The organism is Dehalobacter sp. DCM, from assembly GCF_024972775.1.
Classification (GTDB): Bacteria; Bacillota; Desulfitobacteriia; order Desulfitobacteriales; family Syntrophobotulaceae; genus Dehalobacter.
The window spans coordinates 2236120-2254621 of the sequence record NZ_CP092282.1 but is presented as its reverse complement, the minus strand read 5'-3'; the positions used below and the strand labels follow the sequence as shown (position 1 = coordinate 2254621).

Below are 18502 nucleotides of genomic sequence, written 5' to 3'. Positions count from 1 at the left end.
GGTACCGGAAAGGAGTGTGAGAATCTATGTCCAATGAAATTGAAACCGATACGAACAGTAATTATTTCAGTATTGAAAATACGCCTGGAATAGGCAATGAAGAACTTGATGAAATAATTGAAATAGCTGGATATTCTTATGATCCAACCCAAGATATCTTTATTTCCAATATGCGCCCTTGGCAGCGATGGATTGGATACTGTCGGTTATTCGATATCGCAGCCGCACCAATGGGTATGATCATTGATTGTGAACCCATACGTTTTGATTATCAGGGAAAGCAATGGATGATTGGTATCTGGAAAGGACAATATGATCTGGTCTGCGGCGGAGAAATTGGATTCTATCAAAGTGTCGTCAGCTCAAGCATGTCGCCAATTCCAAGCACCATTTTTTATCGCGCCGTCAAAGACACCGATATGCTGGAGATGTCCTATACACTCAAAAGAAATGGTGAGCACCTATTTACGCGAAGCGGCAAACACTGGTGGCTCACTGGTTTTAAATTAGGCAGTTTTGCTCAACCTTCAGAATTAACGATGGATATCCGTATTCAGCTTAGGGATCTGAACATGCTTAACGCCTTTCTGGCCGGGATGCGCGCGGCTGGCTACAATGATAATGAATTATTTGTTATGGGGAATACCGTCAGCTTTTGTTTTAATCAGCCGCGTACGCCCCAACCATTCACACGAACCCGCCCCACCGATTGGCTGATCCAGCAAAAAAATAAATTCTTATGTCAAAAATTTAATGAACTGACAGGCGACAAGCTCACCGTACAGGAAAAAATCACATTGATTGAGGAAAAAGCCCCCTGGCTTTTGAAACGCCTGGACAAAATGAATCCGACAAGTATCTCCAAGGAAACATGGGTATTAATCGCTATTGCTTTCCTGGTTACTGTCTATCTTGTCTATATCAGCTCTGACAAGGAGTTTCCGGATAGTATATTGGATGAATGGTCAGATAACCTAACAGGAAACTCTACTGATAACCAAACGGATAACCTTATGGATAACCTTACGGAAACCAATTCTTGATCCCGATAGATCGTTTGAATTAATTTCAGGACAAACACGTACCGTGTTTGTCCTTTTAACATAAGATGTCATATATTAATCTTTACTAAGGGGACGATTCGCATGCTATTTCACAAATCCGTTCTGTATAACCATGATCCATTGTCACCGTATTCTAACTCAGCGCCGGTTCCATCACATGATAACACCCGGTCTCCGCAGTCAATTTTTCCCGAAAACAGGTCTGCAAATAGTTTCCCGCCTTCCCAATCATTAACGCTGCCGTTCCCTGCCGAACCAAGAGCATTACCTCAAGGGACTGGGGATCCGGATCTGGATCAAGTTATTAAAAATGCCGGCTATGCTTATGATCCTCAACAGGATATATTCTATTCCACCGTCAATCCCTGGCAGCGAAGAGCCGGGTATTGCCGTCTTTATGATGAAGCTTCGGCTCCGATGGGAATGATCATTGACTGTGAATCGATCAATTTTGATTATAACGATCAAAAATGGATGGTTGGCTTCTGGAAGGGACAGTACGATTTGGTAACCGGCGGAGAAATTGGGTTATACAAAGGTGCTTTCCATTATACACTTCCGGGATTATTCAGGGGTATGTTCTATAAATCCGTCAGTGATGATGAAATGATCCCGATGTCTTTTGTGCTTAAAAAAAATGGACGGATCCTCTTAACGAGAGAAGACACGCATTGGTGGCTGACTGGATTTAAACTGGGCGAGTTCTCACAGCCTTGGGAGTTAAGTATGACGATCTGTCTGACTTTTCCGGAGGAAGCCATGACGGCTGCTTTTATCGGCGGCCTGAAGAAAGCCGGTTACTCCAAAACAGAATATCAGGTGAGCGGCAGTTCTATCCTGATTAACTTCACCTCGCCCCATACGAAGCAGCCGACTACTAGAACACCTTCAACGGATTCATTGATTCAAGCTAAAAATAAAGCCCTATGTGAAAAGTACTTGGAGATAACCGGCCCATATAATAACATTCTGGATAAAATGAAAGCAATCGAAAATCAGGCACCCGATCTTTATAAAAACGTGATCAAAATCGCGAAAAGCAAAGCATTCTATGAAATTTGGATCAAAATAATCCTATTAGGATTAACATCCTTGGTGGGATTCAAAAAGTCAATAAAATTGACGGAGAACCTTAATACCGATAAGCTTGAATAACACGCTTAGTGTTTTATTAATTTCTCGCACCGCAAGTCAAATTCCCAACTGGTTGGGGATTTGACTTGCCGGTTCAAATTCGACACCAGTGTCGATTATGAAGTTCATCATCAACCACAAAGAAATCCACCCAACGGAATATCGTACTGGGTGGATTTCTGTCGAATTAAGATTTTGGGGATAACTAGAAGATCAGTCTTAAAATCAACGCGATCAAAAATAGCAACAAAAGTATCGGTACAGCAAAAATTACTATCGGGATTATGATGACTCTCCTTAGAATGCCTACCATCGTATCATCTCCTTCATGCTAGTCCGTATTCAATGATAGTGTATTCATAAGGCAGACTATTTGTCCCAATTTTTTATTAAGCGTATCCGCATTCTGTAAATATCAGTGCCCTATCTATAAACCGCTGTGCGGCCTGCCGGTTGATCCTATTATAAAATGACTTCCGCCAACACTGACTTGAGGGTATCAAGATCGACCGGTTTAGCCAAATGGCGATCAAATCCGGCTTCTCTAGACCGGCTCAAATCCTCGGGCTGAGCATATCCTGACAGGGCGATAAGAAAAATATTTCTCAGAGTATGATCACTGCGGAAAAGTTCGGCTACTTTATACCCATTCATCTCCGGCAGACCGATATCGCAGATCAGGACTTCTGGATGAAATTCTTTCGCCATCGCTATTCCCTCCCGCCCGCTTAACGCAATCCGGACTTTATGGCCCAAATAGCTGAGAAGCGAACACAATATTTCTGCAACATCCGGGATATCGTCAATCACTAAAATGTTTAACGGACGCCCTGAGGATGCGCTGTATACACTTGCCTTTCGTTCTTCACCTGCTTTTTGAATGGGTAGGCGCAGAAAAAATTCCGTCCCTTGAGCCGGGCCATCGCTATACGCTGTTATACTCCCGCCGTGCAATTTAACTATCCCCTGAACGATAGAAAGACCAAGACCAAGACCGCCGCTATTACGGTCAAGGGACGTGTCTGCTTGCATGAAAGCGTCAAATAATCCTGGCAATAATTCCGGTTTGATCCCAATACCCGTATCTTTGACCTTAATAATCGCCTCGTGTCTTTTTTTATCCTGAGTAACCTCGACCCAAGTGCGATCACCTTTGTCCGTAAACTTCAAAGCATTATGCAGCAGGTTGCCGATAACCTGCGTCAGTCTGGCAGGATCGGCTTCCGTGTAGATCGCGGATGTCATATTCATTATCAAATCCACGCCTTTTTCTGCAAATTGCAGCTGGTAATCCGCAACAGCATTTCGTATGATTTCATTGAGTTCAATATGCTCTTTTTCAAGTGTGATTTTATTCTGAGATATACGCGTTACATCCAACAAATTATCCACTAAACGTGAAAGTTGAGCCGTCTGGCGTTGGGCTACTTTCCTTGCCAGAAGGGCTTGTTCTCCTGTGGGGGGAACTTTTTCCAGCAAGGACAGACTCATCATAATCGATGCCAGAGGGTTCCGTAGTTCATGTGACAGCACATTGAGAAATCGCGTTTTGTTTTCATCCGCCTGACTTAACTTTTCAAGCATTTCTAAAGCGCGTTCTTTTCCCTCACGGAGCATTTCCTCCGCCATCTTTCGTTCAGATATATCATTGACCAGCAGCGCTATTTGTCGGGTGTCCGCTTCGCCTAATCTTAAGGCATAGATATCAAACCACCGGTCTAACACGTTAATATAACAACAAAACCTACCCGCCTTCCCGGTTGAGATTGTATTTGCCAAAAACGTGAGCATGGTATTTTTTTCAGACGTATGATCTTGAATCAAGTCACGATGCGTATCCATCAATGTTAAGAGTTTTTCAAATGCGGGGTTTGTTTCCAGGTAGCGAATATCTTCAGGTATTCCTTGATTATCAAAAATCACTTCTATGATACAAAATCCATCATCGATGGAATTAAATAGCGTACGGTACTTTTCCTCACTTTCACGCAAAATATCTTTTGTCACTCTGACCTTTTCAATTTCTTCACTAATTAATTTATTCTTCTCCTCCAAGTCAAACGTCCGTTCACATACTTTCTGTTCCAGTTCAATATTGGCTTGGATCAGTGCTTTCTCAGAAGCCAAAAGCGATTCCGTACGTTCAAATAATATATCTTCCAACTGTTCCTGATGTCTTTTCACTGTTTTATTTAAATTAACAATTTCACTAACATCCTCAAGCGTTGATATACAGCCAATAATGGTTTTGTTTTGGTCATATAGCGGAATTGCATTGATGTAGGCTGTTTTTGATATACCATTTTCCCAGACAAATTCAAGTACACTATTATGGGTCTCTTTACCATACCACGCTGCTTGCTGCATGGGCATGTCATTGACGCTTAGCGGTTCACCGTTGTGATATATAGTGACTCGCGGCGGCACTTTAGCTGAGTGGGAAAATATACCATACGGTTCAATCTCGTAAAATATGGCTGCAACGGGGTTGTGGATGATTGTTTCACAACTGACGTCTGTGGTAATTGAAAGCCCGCACGGAAGAAGATCAAATAAATCTGAATTTAATAAGGTATGCTGCAACTGAGTATTTTCTTTTAAATAATCGATGATATTCATTGGCATTGATTTCCCCTCCTGTTGGATAATAATGATGCTGCATTTACACATACCACTTCCGTATTATACAGTAATAAAAACTAGTACCTTGTCAAACCTTAAAAATATACAATTGTGAAGAGCAAATTTTTCGAAAGACAAGGTTGGAGGATTGAGGCATACTGACCGTATGCCGAATGACGTTAACGCAATATTGGCAGAAAATCTGTCGCCAGAATATATAAGGTTTAGAATTTACAATGTACTTATGCATTTAAAGAACACTATTGCTTATCCTTGATTGCAGTGATTCATGTAAAATAAATTATACCAAAATATTCTAGGTAGAAAATGTCGAAATAATAAATATTTTTCTTTTTTTATTGACTATATAATCAAAAAAAGCCCAGTCTGTCGGGCTTTTTCGATATAAAGTAATATGATTGCTCGAACTCTATCTTTCTTTTCAAATAGATATTCCATCGGAGATAAATAGCGCATGCTTCCTGCACGAAGTAAAAAACAACTTCTTATACCATTTAACCGCTAAATAAAAACGATACCAGCATGTGTGATCAAAGTTTTTCGTGATTTTCGCCTCTAAAACCCGACGGTTATTGAAGATCCTTTTGTCATAATCAATGAAGGCCTCTGATACCCAATCGTCCTCATAGTAAACTATGGTCGGAATATCCCTTTCACAATACATTCCCTGCTCCAGCATGAATGAAATCCAGGCTTCTTCTCTGTTTTTATCCGATCCTTTTTGAATCAGCTGCTTCATAAGCCGATCAAAATCATATTTCTTCTTGTCCTTATCGCCAAATTGCGGATGTAAAAAAAGATACTGCAACAAATAATGTTTAATATGAACAATCGCACGCTGATACCGCTCTCGGTTATCGATGGAAACGGCACGATACTCACCATGAAACTCCTCACTGCAATCGTACGTATAGGTCCAGATCAGATAAGGCAGATCCGGTAAAGACATGGCCTGTCCATGCCCATACGCAGGAATAATACGGTCAAACACCGCGTCAAAACGTTCAATAAATACATGCTTGAACAGATATAATAAAAAATCGCCGGACTCTAAATAAACTTCATTGATCGCGTTACATTTTTTAATATCGTTTACTTTGCTCGGCAAACCACTAAATCCCTGATGAGAATACGTATCCGCATAGGCATGGAAGACAATACCTAATTTCACCAGATCAGGATCAGTGAGCGCCTGGTTAAGGATATCCATGATCACCGGTGATGCTTCCTTACAACGTAATTTGCTCGTAAAGCTTATTCCGTCACATCCGGGAACAAAATGAAATGCACAGGTATTATTGATCATTGCCGCGTAATCGAATGTCTTGATCTTGAAGTAAGCCTGACAGGTTGCCATATTATAAAAAGCCGGCTTGCTGTTGATCAGGTCACATTCAATACCGGGCTTTGGATTACGGATAGTGATCAGGTTTATTTTCGCGTCATCCACATATTGGGACGCATAGGAGATGATCCTGGCGCTCTTTTTATCGAATCCACAATACCGGCATAAAGCCAGTAAAGCATAATAGTGCAGATCTCTTTTCAACTAAGGTCCCCCTAGTCATTCTTGTCCTTTCCCGCTGATTCATAGGACACGTTCCTTTCTTAATATATGTGTATTTAAATTAGAAGTGAAAGCATTTTACATACCCGTATAAATCAGGATGGCATCGCGGAGGAAAGCAGCCGTTCCAGGTCGTTCTTTATCATAAAATTCAGTAAACCGGGGATCCTCAACATACATTCTGGCTACGCCGGCATGCGCCTCTTTGCTGTACTGCTGCCAATAAAAGCACAGCCATTGGCGGTGTAAATCGGCTGCTTTTTGGGCCAATTCACCACCGGGCTCTCCGGTAAGGAAAGCGCATTCCAGTGTCTTCATTAACTCTTCCGAAAGCTTGGTCATCTCATCATACTGTTCTTGCGTCATACCCAGGACTTTTTGGTTAGACTGATCGACAACGTCATTGCCATACTTTTCCCGTACTTCTCTTCCGTATTTCTCTTCGTTTTCTCGTACCATCTTTTGTTTTAAACCTTCAAATTTAGCTTTATCCGACATGGGTGTTCCTCCTTGATAATAGGCTAACGTATTTTCTACGTTAGCGATGAGTAAGTCGTAATGCGCTTTTTTTTCAAGCAGCTGCTGCCGGAGCTCCTGCAGGATCGTTATATCATTTCGCTCCGGCGAATCAATATTTTTCTGAATGTCCTCTAAGCCCATTCCCAGTTCACGATAGAACAATATGTGCTGTAGTCTGTCTACTTCTTTCGTTCCATAAATACGGTACCCCGAAGAGTTGATCCGAGCCGGCTTAAGCAAGCCAATCTCATCATAGTACCTCAAAGTCCGTGTACTGACTCCCGCGATCTGGCTTAATTTTTGTATCGTGTATTCCATCGTTTACACCTCTTAAAAAGACGTAGTTGATCAACCACGTCTTTACTATAGACCTTAACGTAACGTCAATGTCAAGGGGATACTGCAAATTTTTATAAAAATTACACAAATAATTACACAAATAAATTATAGAAATAAATTATAGAAATAAATCATACATATTGTGCTCCAACAAAATATTTAATAAATATTAATAAATATTTGCTTATTTATAAATATTCTAATTTACTAACTCCGCTTCACTATGGTAATATTAGAATATACGATTTGATAGATATAAGGAGGTCTTTACAATGACATCGAAAGAAAATATGAAAGAATCATTTGCAGGCGAATCTCAGGCATTCCAAAAGTACACGGCGTTTGCCAAAAAGGCGGACGAAGAAGGCTTAAAAGGTGCTGCGAAACTCTTTCGTGCTGCTGCGGCTGCCGAAAGTATTCACGCGCAAAGTCAGCTTAGAATATTGGGATTGTTGAATTCCACCGAAGAAAATCTGAAAGCGGGTATTGCAGGTGAAACCTATGAGTTCACCCAGATGTATCCGGGGTTTATTGACACAGCCAGAGAAGAAGGCGACTCCTCCTCGCAACGGGCGTTTTCTTTAGCCAATGAGGCTGAAAAAGCCCATGCCGCATTGTATCAGGATGCTTTAAACGATCTCAGTGATGATAGTGACTATTATGTCTGCACGGTTTGCGGCTATATTCATAAAAAAGAAGCTCCGGAAAAATGTCCGGTTTGCGGTGCTCCCCAGTCCAAATTCAATAACGTTGGATAAATTTTTGTATCAATAATAATATAGCGCCATATTTTGTTTTCGTTATATCTTTACATGAAGAATAAAAAGGAAAGTCTGTTGCGTGGTTAAATTTGAAAGAATTTGACTGGCGACGGCTTTTCTTTTTATGTTATTTTGTTTCTCGCCGATAAAACACTAAGCCCAGCATGGCCAGTATCGATGCCACGGCAACCACCATAAAGACCTGTTTAAACCCACCATTCAGTGTCTGCTGGAAGACACCTTCAATCACAGAACGACGTTCTTCAATCTGCGTTAAATAATTCTCTTCTGCCGTATCAAATGCGCCCGGGATCGCATCCCGCAATACGATCATTTTATCCGCGGTATCCTGCATCGCGGTAACGGCTGGACTTCCGGCCATCATGGGGGGGAAATCGTCAATGGCGGCAGTGACGGCGTCGATGCCTTCCTGAATTCCGGATTGAATATCCGGGATGAGTTCCTGTGATTTTTGAGCAAAGAAATATTTGGCGAGTGCTTTGCAATTATCGGTGATGGTGGTGACATCGGATGCTTTTAACTGATCCATGAGGTTTTCCGGAACATCCACATCATTATTCTTCTTCATGGTGATTTCGATATCACCTAATGATGTCAAATCGGGCAAATCTATACCTTCCATCCTGCTGCTCATCATGGGATTTTTTTTCAGATCATTGAAGGTGGTATTCAGCTCCTCGGCGTAAGGCAACGTCGGCATCGCCACTTTATTGGGCAGTTGATCCATGACATTGTCCTGTACCGCTGTTCCCGCGTGAGCAATGAATCCGATCATAATAGCCGGCGCAATAACCGTGGCAATGGAACGAACCAACGATAAGGCGGCCAGCGCCGAATTGGACTCTTCGGGTCGGGTATTTTCCAACATCATATAATTGAGCGGCGTTCCCATGGTAAAGCCCATACCCAGACCGATTAAGATCAGACTGATCGTCACCGTGATCATATTCGGATTATTGGCGGCAACTAGGATTAGGAACAAAGCACCCATGATCGAGATGATAAACCCAATAGCCAAAATGAGCTTCGGCCCGTACTTATCAATGAGCCTGCCGGATACTGGCGCTCCGAAACCGGAAAATAAGCCCAGAATAATGACAAAATACCCACCGCTCCCGGATTGGATATGTAAGGCGTTTTCTGAGAACTGCGGTACAAAAATCATTCCCATCATCACAACGCCCGTTACAAAAGCCAGGAAGAAAGTGATCAGGATGCGCATATTCGTGAAATAGGACAGATTCATAACCGGATCCTGCGCCTTTTTCTCGGCGAGAATAAACAACGGCATTAACACAATAAAGATAATCAAGAAGGGATAAACATCCGGACTGCGCAAGGTATTTGTAAAATCAAAAAAATCAATATTTTTTAAGCCGTATAATAAGGACAAAATCATGATCGTCAGAATGAAGATGCCCAATAGATCAATTTTCTTTACTTCCTCACTGCGGTTATTCTTTAAGACTAAAAAGCCGGCTAACAGGATAAAGAAGGTTATTGGGATATTGACATAAAAAATGAATTGCCAATTGTTCTGTCCGAAAATATCCAAAACGAGACTTCCGGCGGAAGCACCGAAAATGTTGGCTACGCCGTAGACCATCCCGACCATGCCTAAGGCCATACCGCGTTTCTCCGGCGGAAACGTTGTCCCGAATTCAGCCGTGGCTACAGGAACGATTCCCCCGCCGCCGATGGCTTGCACGACCCTGGCAATAAGCAGCATCGTAAAGCTGCCGTATCCCTGGGAAAGGCCGCAAAATAAGGAGCCGAGACCAAACAGGAAGATACTTGTCAGATAGATGTATTTTCTCCCGTACATATCGGCCAGTTTGCCCATAATCGGTATGCTGGCCGCATAGGCAAGAGCGTAAATGGTGATTACCCATATCCCTAATTTTTCATCAACGAGGAGATTATTTTGGATGACTGTTCTAGCCGGGGTGACGATTCCGGTATCCAGAGCACCCATAAAAATCCCCAGCAAATAAAGGATCATGATCAAAGCCAAATTGCTTTTTTTGCCTGGTTTCTCCGTCAAATTAATTTCAGCCGTACATATAATTTCTTTGTTTTTCGTGTGCATCTCACTGTTTCTCCTCTTCTATCGGGATTTCATTCTATCCGATACCCACTGTACTAATCCATCTCAATCTTCTACCCAATTCCGCCCTCCTGCACATATCCGTCCGATCAAAGATTATCGTTTCGCGGCAAATCATGTCCAGTCTCACTCGCGGTCATATCGCTGGATCATTTTCAGGCAATTATCCGCGACAATGCCAGTAATTCTTTCGATATCTTTTATTTCCTCCGGCGATAATCCTTCAAAAATGCCGTTGTTCCACTCCATCAGGATATCCCACATGGCGTCCATCACTTCCATGCCTTTGGCTGTCAGCGAAATTATTTTTTCCCGTTGATTTTCCGGATTAATGACGCGGTCAACATAACCCTTTTCTTCCAGCTTGCTCAAACTCTTGGCAATAGCCCCTTTATCGATCAGAAAAAAAGAAGCGATCATATCCTGATTGACCCGGCTGTTTTGTGCCAGATACATCATGATCTCGTGTTCCGAATGCGCAAGATTGAAATTGTTTAGCCTTCGAATAGAATACATCCGGCTTAACCGAGTAATAACCGAAAGATCTTTCATTAACATGTAAATCACCTCTCCTGGTATATCAACGTGATAACGGGTATTTAGAAGGATCCTTTTTAACAGTTGACTCATTCAACTGTTGTCATTTTCAACTGTTCTATCTGATAATAATAAGGTTCAATTGATTCCTTGTCAAGATAATATCTGTCATGAGTGCATAAGCCCCGGGTAAATAAAATTTGCCGTTTTTAGAAATTGACTGCACGCGTGCATCGATTTCAAAAACGGCAAATTTCAGGTTTCAACGCTGAATGTATTCAATACATTTCTCTGGGTCTATCGTGTGGGTCCGCCCACCAACACATAAGCCGAGTATTCCGCTGTGGTTCCGGACGGGGGTTCATCTGATCCGGTTGGATAATTGATATTAATATACTGGAAGATGATTTTCAGGCGATACCCGTTATTCTCAACCGCCAAGCTCATCTGATCCGGCGGCAGCGCTTCTCTTGGGCTGTTTCCTCTAACGGCGACACTTTGGGCAAAATCATAAAGTCCGGTACCGACAAGCTCCGCGCCGCTTTGATCTTGAAGCGAGACTCGGACTTCTGTTGCGGATTGACGCTGGACAGCCAGGTTATAGGCCGTTCCGTTTAGGGTGAAATCAAAGCCGTTCGGTCCTTGTTTATCTTCATATTGGATCGTAAAGATATTAAAGGACAAATCATACCCGGATATGGGCAGCGGCTGCTGCGTGTCCAGATTAGCACTGGCAAAGGTATCATTTGGCCCTGCCGGCGTATTAGGATAAGTGGTTTCAAAACCCAACGTCGTCTTCATATCAACATAGGGATTAAAATCTTCCGGGAGCCAGGCAATATATTTAAGTGAACTTCTGCCTTCCAAATATTGCAGGATATTCGTCGTCTCTATGCGAATATTTTCATCGACATTTTCTTTGGGCTGCAGCGTATTATCTTCAGCTAGGACACCCGCTGTACGCAAATAGTTTTCCAAGCGTTGAATTTGGGATGTCCGTGACACGGTGAAGGCATCAACCGGCGGAATAATCGAAATGACAGCAAAGCATGCCGCCAATAAGGCGATATATTTGTTTTTTGTGACCGGTTTTATACTTAGGATCACACCGACGACGATGGAAAAAATGCCAAACAAGGTCACATAATACCGTGACTCGGTTACGGCATAGGCATTCAGTCGGATACCAACGGATATCAGCTGCATGATCACAATGGGAATCAATACCTTCGGAAAAACTTTGCGATAGAGCACAGCAAAACGATTATCGATCAAACTGGCCAGAACAAAGATAAGAAGTCCCGCGGCCGAATAAATCAGAACCATCGGTCCAAGCTGGCCGGATGGCCATTTAAAGGTGACCAGTATTTTTATGAAGTATGCCAACAAGATCAATGTGTAAATACTGACTAAAGGAATAAGGATATACGAAACAAGGATATGCAGGAATTTAGGATAGTGTTTGGCATTGGCCAGGCCTTCCCTTTCCATATCCGTTTCAGGGTTAAACCGTGGGAGTAAGGAAAGATAATAAAGGGTTGCGAAAACCACCCAGATCAGCGTCAGCATATAGGAATAGGAATCGCGATTTACAGTGAAGAGCAGCACATTCACGGCGGCGATGATTGCCGCGAGACCGGCTGATAATACGGCGGAATACAAACCGGAAGTAAAAAATGCTTTAAAATGGATAAGACAGACGGTGTTAAAATCCGCATCCGACTTAAACGACGGGATCCAAAGAAAAGCACAGAATAGGGCAAAGACTGCGACAACTGTCCTAACGGTTATTTCGGCACTCACCTCCGGCGCCGGCCATAAAATCAAGAAATAACCGACGATAAACAGCAACGATACGACAAAGACCAGCCATCGCTGTTTTGCCAGCCGCTGAAAACGCTCAATGGCAAATTGTGCGGTAATACCGAGAAAAGCTGCCGTGATCAGTGTGTACATCAGTTTATTCGTGATGAGCGGCGGTGTTTTATGAAGCGATATCATATAACAAATAAGCGCGGCGGCACCGATTAAGCTCAACACCGTGAGAGGAAAACGGGAAACTGCCTTGGACATGCCGAATATTAATTTTGTGATCATGGTAGTCAAGCGGTTCATAGATATCTTCCTCTCTGTTATTAATATTAAAAGGAAAGGTATCCTATACGATCCTTTTCCTTTACGTTAGAGTATTACCGACAAAATGTCAATACTGGCTCATTTACGTTAGCGTATTCCGGCAAATTATCTATACAGGTTAATTGTTGCTATGTTTGACTGAATCCCGCATTGTTTCCAGCTCTTCCAGCGAAAACTGGTAAATCTCATTGCAGAAATGGCATTGGGCTTCAGCCTTGCCGTCGGTAGCAATGATGTCCTCTATTTCATCGTTGCCCAAACTTACCAGGGCACCAGTTATTTTTTCTTTGGAACAGCGACATTTAAACTGAACCGGCATTTTTTCTAAGATATTCACCGTATTTTTTCCCAAAACCTCCGCCAACATGTCCTCGGGGGTCATGCCCTGCCGGATCATTTGAGAAACCGGGATAATCGTTTTTAAGTGGGCTTCTATTTCGGCGATGGTTTCTTCGGATGTTCCCGGCATGAGCTGGATCATAAAGCCGCCGGCAGCCTGAATCGAATTATCCGGAGCCACTAAAACGCCCACTCCCACCGATGAGGGGATCTGTTCTGATTTGACAAGATAATAGGTAAAATCGTCGCCGATCTCACCTGAAACCAGCGGAACCTGACCGGAAAAATAGTCCCGCATGCCAAGATCTTTGGTTACCGTCAGCATCCCTTCGGAACCCACAGCGCCGCCGACATCCAGTTTGCCGCTAGCCGTCAGATCCAAGTGAGTCTGAGGGTTTGTGACATAGCCTCTGACTTCCCCTTTAGCGTTGGCATCGGCTAAAATAACCCCCAGCGGACCATTCCCTTCAATTTTAACTGTTAGATTTTCTTCACTCTTCAATGTTGCACCAAGCAAAAGAGCTGCAGTCAGAGTTCGCCCTAATGCTGCCGAAGCTGTCGGCCATGTATGGTGCCGGCGTTCGGCCTCTCCAACGGTAGCCGTGGTTACCGCGGCATAAGCACGAACTTGGCCGTCAAATCCAAAGGCTTTTACTAAATAATCCATTCTAATTATCTCCTTCGTCACTTGCTCACTGCATAAATTGTTTATTGTTTATTGCTTATAATTTATTATCTTATTGTTATAGTATAACCCAGAATAAGATTAAAAGGCTGATGAACCCTGTCATCAGCCGAGAAATCAAGAGCTTTTATAAGACGACCTTTGTCTTTAAAACAGGCTTTCCATAAAATCCCCAAGATAGGAATGCATTCACATAACCTTTACTATTAGATCATAATTCGCCATAAAGTTCAATTGTTTTTCTAAAGTGACACTATTCGCCTGGTTATGAGCTGACATCCGCGTACCCTGTTTCATATTCCTGTTTTGCTTCTTGCAGCTGACGTTGGCATTAACTGCATTTCCCTAATTCAGAAGCAATAATTTAATAATAAGTGAGCAATAGCCTTGCAAATGCAAGGTTTTTTTAATATATTTTTAGTCAAATTAAATCATATTTATATGGCGTAATGTAACGTATTGTGATATAATTAAGTATATAGTCTAAGTGAACGCGAGGTGTTTTCATGTATTTAAAAAAAGCATTTCACTCTAAGACAGGCAGAACCTATTTGTCAGCTGCCACAAACTTTTATGATCCTGTAAGAAAACAATCGCGAACGCGAACCATTGAATCGTTTGGTTACGTGGATGTCCTTGAAAAAATATATCCCGATCCAATTGAACACTTCACTTCAGTCGTTGAAAAAATGGATGCTGAGGAGAAGCTATCTAAATCCATCGATCAGATTAAGATTAACAGGGCTGCTACTCTAACTATTGGTAATATGAACAGAAAGTATTTCGGCTATGCTGCATTAAGTAAGATATATCACGATCTTGAACTCCATACTTTTTTTGTTAACAGGGCGCGGAATCTGAATATTGAATATATCCTGAACAATGTTGTTAAGTTATTGATCTTTGAACGCCTTAGAGATCCGGCTTCAAAGAAAAAAGCCTTCGAGAACAAAGACCGGTACTTTGAAAATATGGATTTCTCGCTGGATAATGTGTACGGAGCATTAAGTATCATTGCCAAGTACCGAGATGACTTACAGGTCCATCTCCATAACAAGGTTAAAGCTCTCTGCGGCAGAACGACAGAGTTGGTATACTACGATGTAACCAATTACTATTTCGAGATCGACGAACAAGACGACATGAAGAAGAAAGGTGTCTCTAAAGAACATCGCCCTGATCCAATCATTCAGATGGGTTTATTTATGGATACGATGGGTATCCCAATCTCCTACAAGCTTTTCCCGGGAAACACCAATGACTGCGAAACGGTGCGTCCCATGCTGGCTGAGCTGAAAAGAGAGTATGACATAGGTCGTGTTATTATTGTCGCCGATAAGGGAAACAACACAGCAAAGAACATTAACTACCACGTCATGCGCGGCGACGGGTATGTGTACAGCCAGACCGTTCGAGGGGCTCATAAGGAACTGAAAGACTATGTCTTTGATGAGGACGGCTATACTTGGATCGGCGATGACTACAAGATTAAATCACGAATCTATCCCAGAGAGATCAGTGTCGTCGGAAACGACAATAAACCGGTGAAAAAACGCATTGATGAAAAGCAGATCATTTTTTATTCAAGAGACTATGATCGACGTGCCAAAGCTGAAAGAGAACCGGCTTTACTTAAAGCGATGGAGCTTGTAAGAGACCCTGGTAAGTACAATAGGGCCACTTCCTACGGTGCTGCCAAATACGTTAAAAATCTTGAATACGATAAAGAAACCGGCGAGATCATTACCGCAAACAAACGACCGGTATTTGATGAGGCAAAACTTCGGGAAGAAGAAAAATTTGATGGGTACTATGCCATCGTTACCAGTGAACTGGATAAGTCTGATACGGAAATCATCGAAATCTACCGTGGGCTTTGGCGGATTGAAGAATCTTTTAAAATCACGAAGAGCGACCTAAAAACCAGACCGATTTACCTTTCCAAGCAAGACCGCATAGAATCGCACTTCCTTATTTGTTTTATGGCTCTGGCCATCATTCGGATTCTTCAGCACCAATTTGATGGAAAGTATTCGGCAACGCACATTCTTGATAGCTTACGAAAAATAGAATGTACGCGAGTAGACAAAAACCTATACATCTTTGATCATGTTGATGAGATATCTTTAGCATTGAAAGATGTCTTGGGCGTTGATTTTTCAAAAGAGTTCCTCACGCTAAAAGAGATAAAAAATATTTTAGCTGATACTAAAAAGAGCTAAATTACACCATGAGAATTTGATAAAACAAAAACAGCGCTATCCTTTATATACCAAGGGTTTGCGCTGTTATTTTATCTAATTTGCTTCGGAATTCAGGCTATTAGATCATAATTCGCCATAAAGTTCAATTGTTTTTCTAAAGTGACACTATTCGCCTGGTTATGAGCTGACATCCGCGTACCCTGTTTCATATTCCTGTTTTGCTTCTTGCAGCTGACGTTGGCATTAACTGCATTTCTACTTAACAGGACAAACGATATCATTCCAACCGCTGCAAGCCGGCTTAAAGTCTTTCGTTCACAAAATCTTCACATAACCTTTATTTCTTCATCACATAATGAGCCTATAATTGAAATAACACGATCAGCAAAACTAGTTTGATCTGCAATACTCATCAATGTGAAGGAGGAAACGCAATGAGAGGATTTATGCATAACTTTGACAATGGCTACGGGTATATGATGAGCGGTGACTATTGGTGGATGGGGATTATTATGATGGTGGTACATCTTCTATTTTGGGGCGTTGTTATTTATCTGGTTTACCGTTTGATCAAACATTATGTCAGCAAGCCGATCCGCCAAACCGAATCCAAAGATTCTGCCATGGATATTCTCAGGGAAAGGTATGCCAAGGGCGAAATCGACAGTGATGAATTCAATGTTCGCAGAAACGAGCTGCTGGCAAGATCGGATGCCAAGAGTTAAAGAAGTTGTTTGGCCATAAAAATTGATCATAACTAGCTTCCATTATTAAAAAAGGCGGTGTTGCAAACTACTTAAGTAGTTTTGCGACACTGCCTTTTTTTCGACATATCAGAAAGTATAAATGACTATCTGATATGCATATAGTGCAGCTAGGGCTGCAGCCTGCGCCAAGGGCTTGGCTCCAGCCAAGCTTTTCTTATATTATAGGACTTTTTAATATTCTCCCTTCGACTCACCACCCTGCTGTTCCATCCATATAAATATTAATAATGGATGATTAGCATAATCTTCATCCACATAAGGGGGAATTACCTTGGGAGTACAGGATACAGGCTGTCTGCGGAACGTCCCCGCCGGCTATGGCCTCATTCGGGAATTAAACGGCAGTTGCCGTTATTTTCCGGATAACCAATTTGTTTCTGCAAATTTTCGAATGAAAGAATTTAATCCATCCGGTGTAAGACCGTATGGGGTCATGCGAAAACTCGTCAACCAGCTTCAGGTCATGCGTAATGCGTTAGGAGTACCTATCATTATTACCAGTGCTTATCGCAGCGGCTCAACGCATGCTTCTGGGCTTGCGGTGGATATCGTCGTCCCCAGAAAATCGTTTATTCAATTGGCTCAGGCTGCTTATAACGCCGGTTTTCGGCGGATCGAAGTTGTTAAACGAGCGGGTACATCCTACTCGAATACGATGAGCTTCGGCGGTCACGTGCATGTTGATGTTTATGACGGCAGCGGCATCAGCACGAGTGGGACAATATATGACTGTCCCACCTGTTCTTCGCGCCCCTGTTATCCCTGGTATGCCTTTGGCGTATCCGGATCGTGGTGGGCGACAAGTCAGCCAAACACCTTCAGCCAGCTTATGGCGAACCTCAGAGCGGACAGAGGCAATACCGGTTATCGGGGATGTTAAAACCACCACGTCACCTCTATGTAAGCTTTAAGACATTTTCATCCCGCAATTACCGCAGAACTTGGTGCCGGGTGCGTTTTCAAAGCCGCAGCCGGTACATTTACCGGTAGGTACTGTTGGCTGCGTCAGATTGGTGCCGCAATTGTTACAGAAACGCACGGTCTGAGCGTTTTTCGAACCGCATTGCGGACAGATTTTCATCGCCATCGATGCGCCGCAGTTGTTACAGAACTTCCCGTTGCCTGCCGGTTTGCCGCAGGTGGAGCAAATCGTTGTTTTGCTTTCAATTTTGCCTTGCCATACGGTAGATGACTCCCCTGCTTCATCAATATTGCGTTTCATCGCGTCCGCCCGGGCTTTTGATACGTAGACCTCCTGACGCGGTGCACAGGCCACACATAAACCCTCATCCTCGTTAAAACAATCGTCGCAGACATATTGATGACAAGAATGACACCGATGGAAGTGCTGGCCAGCCTCGTTCTGCGCCAGTTCAAATGCTTTTTCATGCTCCTTTTGCCATTCCGGACTCATCCCCTCAAACCGCTCAGAGAGAATGTCTGTGCCGCGTGCAGCAGCATAGCCGATGCTGGATAATTTGCCGCCTAAAAGACCGCCCAATATTCCTGCTCCGGCAGCAAGACCTCGCAGCCCTTTTCCTCTTTTGTAGGTTTCCGATTCAATAAAACTGGACTTATAGCCATCCTGACAGTTATCACAGTAAAAGGTGAACTGGAAACCGGCATCGGTGGAATTGTCCTCATAATTACGTGTGAATGCTTTGAGCATCGGGTGTCCC

14 protein-coding genes are annotated in these 18502 nt (G+C 42.8%); 6 read left to right on the top strand and 8 right to left on the bottom strand.

The window, feature by feature from the left end:
* Positions 1-26 precede the first annotated feature (26 nt).
* Complete coding sequence (locus LPY66_RS10465; protein WP_337984286.1) at positions 27-1043, top strand: DUF4474 domain-containing protein; 1017 nt, start codon at positions 27-29, stop codon at positions 1041-1043.
* Between the two features lie 102 nt (positions 1044-1145).
* Positions 1146-2219 (top strand): DUF4474 domain-containing protein, encoded by a 1074-nt coding sequence (locus LPY66_RS10460; protein WP_337984285.1) that lies wholly within the window; start codon positions 1146-1148, stop codon positions 2217-2219.
* A 441-nt stretch (positions 2220-2660) separates the two neighbouring features.
* Here LPY66_RS10460 and LPY66_RS10455 read toward each other — a convergent pair whose 3' ends face one another.
* From LPY66_RS10455 to LPY66_RS10445, 3 genes are all read right to left on the bottom strand, one after another.
* The gene (locus LPY66_RS10455) at positions 2661-4823 is read right to left on the bottom strand and encodes an ATP-binding response regulator (RefSeq protein ID WP_337984284.1); all 2163 of its coding nucleotides are present in this window, start codon (positions 4821-4823) and stop codon (positions 2661-2663) included.
* Positions 4824-5262: 439 nt separating this feature from the next.
* Positions 5263-6390, bottom strand: a complete 1128-nt coding sequence (locus LPY66_RS10450) for a DUF6765 family protein (RefSeq protein WP_337988001.1) — start codon at positions 6388-6390, stop codon at positions 5263-5265.
* A 96-nt stretch (positions 6391-6486) separates the two neighbouring features.
* The gene (locus tag LPY66_RS10445; protein WP_337988000.1) at positions 6487-7245 is read right to left on the bottom strand and encodes a MerR family transcriptional regulator; all 759 of its coding nucleotides are present in this window, start codon (positions 7243-7245) and stop codon (positions 6487-6489) included.
* A 293-nt stretch (positions 7246-7538) separates the two neighbouring features.
* Here LPY66_RS10445 and LPY66_RS10440 point away from each other — a divergent pair, with 293 nt between their 5' ends.
* Entirely contained in the window at positions 7539-8024 is a 486-nt protein-coding gene (locus LPY66_RS10440; protein WP_337987999.1) for a rubrerythrin family protein, read from the top strand.
* 130 nt (positions 8025-8154) lie between these two features.
* Here the strand turns inward: LPY66_RS10440 and LPY66_RS10435 are convergent, their stop codons facing one another.
* The 4 genes from LPY66_RS10435 to hslO form a co-directional block, all read right to left on the bottom strand.
* A complete protein-coding gene (locus LPY66_RS10435) occupies positions 8155-10137 on the bottom strand; it encodes an MFS transporter (protein ID WP_337987998.1) in 1983 nt (660 codons plus the stop codon).
* A gap of 144 nt (positions 10138-10281) precedes the next feature.
* Positions 10282-10713 (bottom strand): MarR family winged helix-turn-helix transcriptional regulator, encoded by a 432-nt coding sequence (locus LPY66_RS10430; RefSeq protein ID WP_337987997.1) that lies wholly within the window; start codon positions 10711-10713, stop codon positions 10282-10284.
* 276 nt (positions 10714-10989) lie between these two features.
* Positions 10990-12807, bottom strand: coding sequence for a DUF4153 domain-containing protein (locus tag LPY66_RS10425; RefSeq protein WP_337987996.1), 1818 nt, complete (start codon positions 12805-12807; stop codon positions 10990-10992).
* A gap of 139 nt (positions 12808-12946) precedes the next feature.
* A complete protein-coding gene (gene hslO, locus LPY66_RS10420) occupies positions 12947-13834 on the bottom strand; it encodes an Hsp33 family molecular chaperone HslO (protein ID WP_337987995.1) in 888 nt (295 codons plus the stop codon).
* A 524-nt stretch (positions 13835-14358) separates the two neighbouring features.
* Between hslO and LPY66_RS10415 the strand changes: the two genes are divergently transcribed.
* From LPY66_RS10415 to LPY66_RS10405, 3 genes are all read left to right on the top strand, one after another.
* On the top strand, positions 14359-16074 hold the full coding sequence (locus LPY66_RS10415; protein WP_337986488.1) for an IS1634 family transposase: 1716 nt from the start codon (positions 14359-14361) through the stop codon (positions 16072-16074).
* 416 nt (positions 16075-16490) lie between these two features.
* Positions 16491-16781: an SHOCT domain-containing protein gene (locus LPY66_RS10410; RefSeq protein WP_337987994.1), complete on the top strand. Its 291-nt coding sequence runs from the start codon at positions 16491-16493 to the stop codon at positions 16779-16781.
* 313 nt (positions 16782-17094) lie between these two features.
* Positions 17095-17703: a D-Ala-D-Ala carboxypeptidase family metallohydrolase gene (locus LPY66_RS10405; protein WP_337987993.1), complete on the top strand. Its 609-nt coding sequence runs from the start codon at positions 17095-17097 to the stop codon at positions 17701-17703.
* A gap of 27 nt (positions 17704-17730) precedes the next feature.
* On the opposite strand, the gene LPY66_RS10400 is transcribed toward LPY66_RS10405, so the two are convergent.
* Entirely contained in the window at positions 17731-18492 is a 762-nt protein-coding gene (locus LPY66_RS10400) for a double zinc ribbon domain-containing protein (RefSeq protein WP_337987992.1), read from the bottom strand.
* Positions 18493-18502 lie beyond the last annotated feature (10 nt).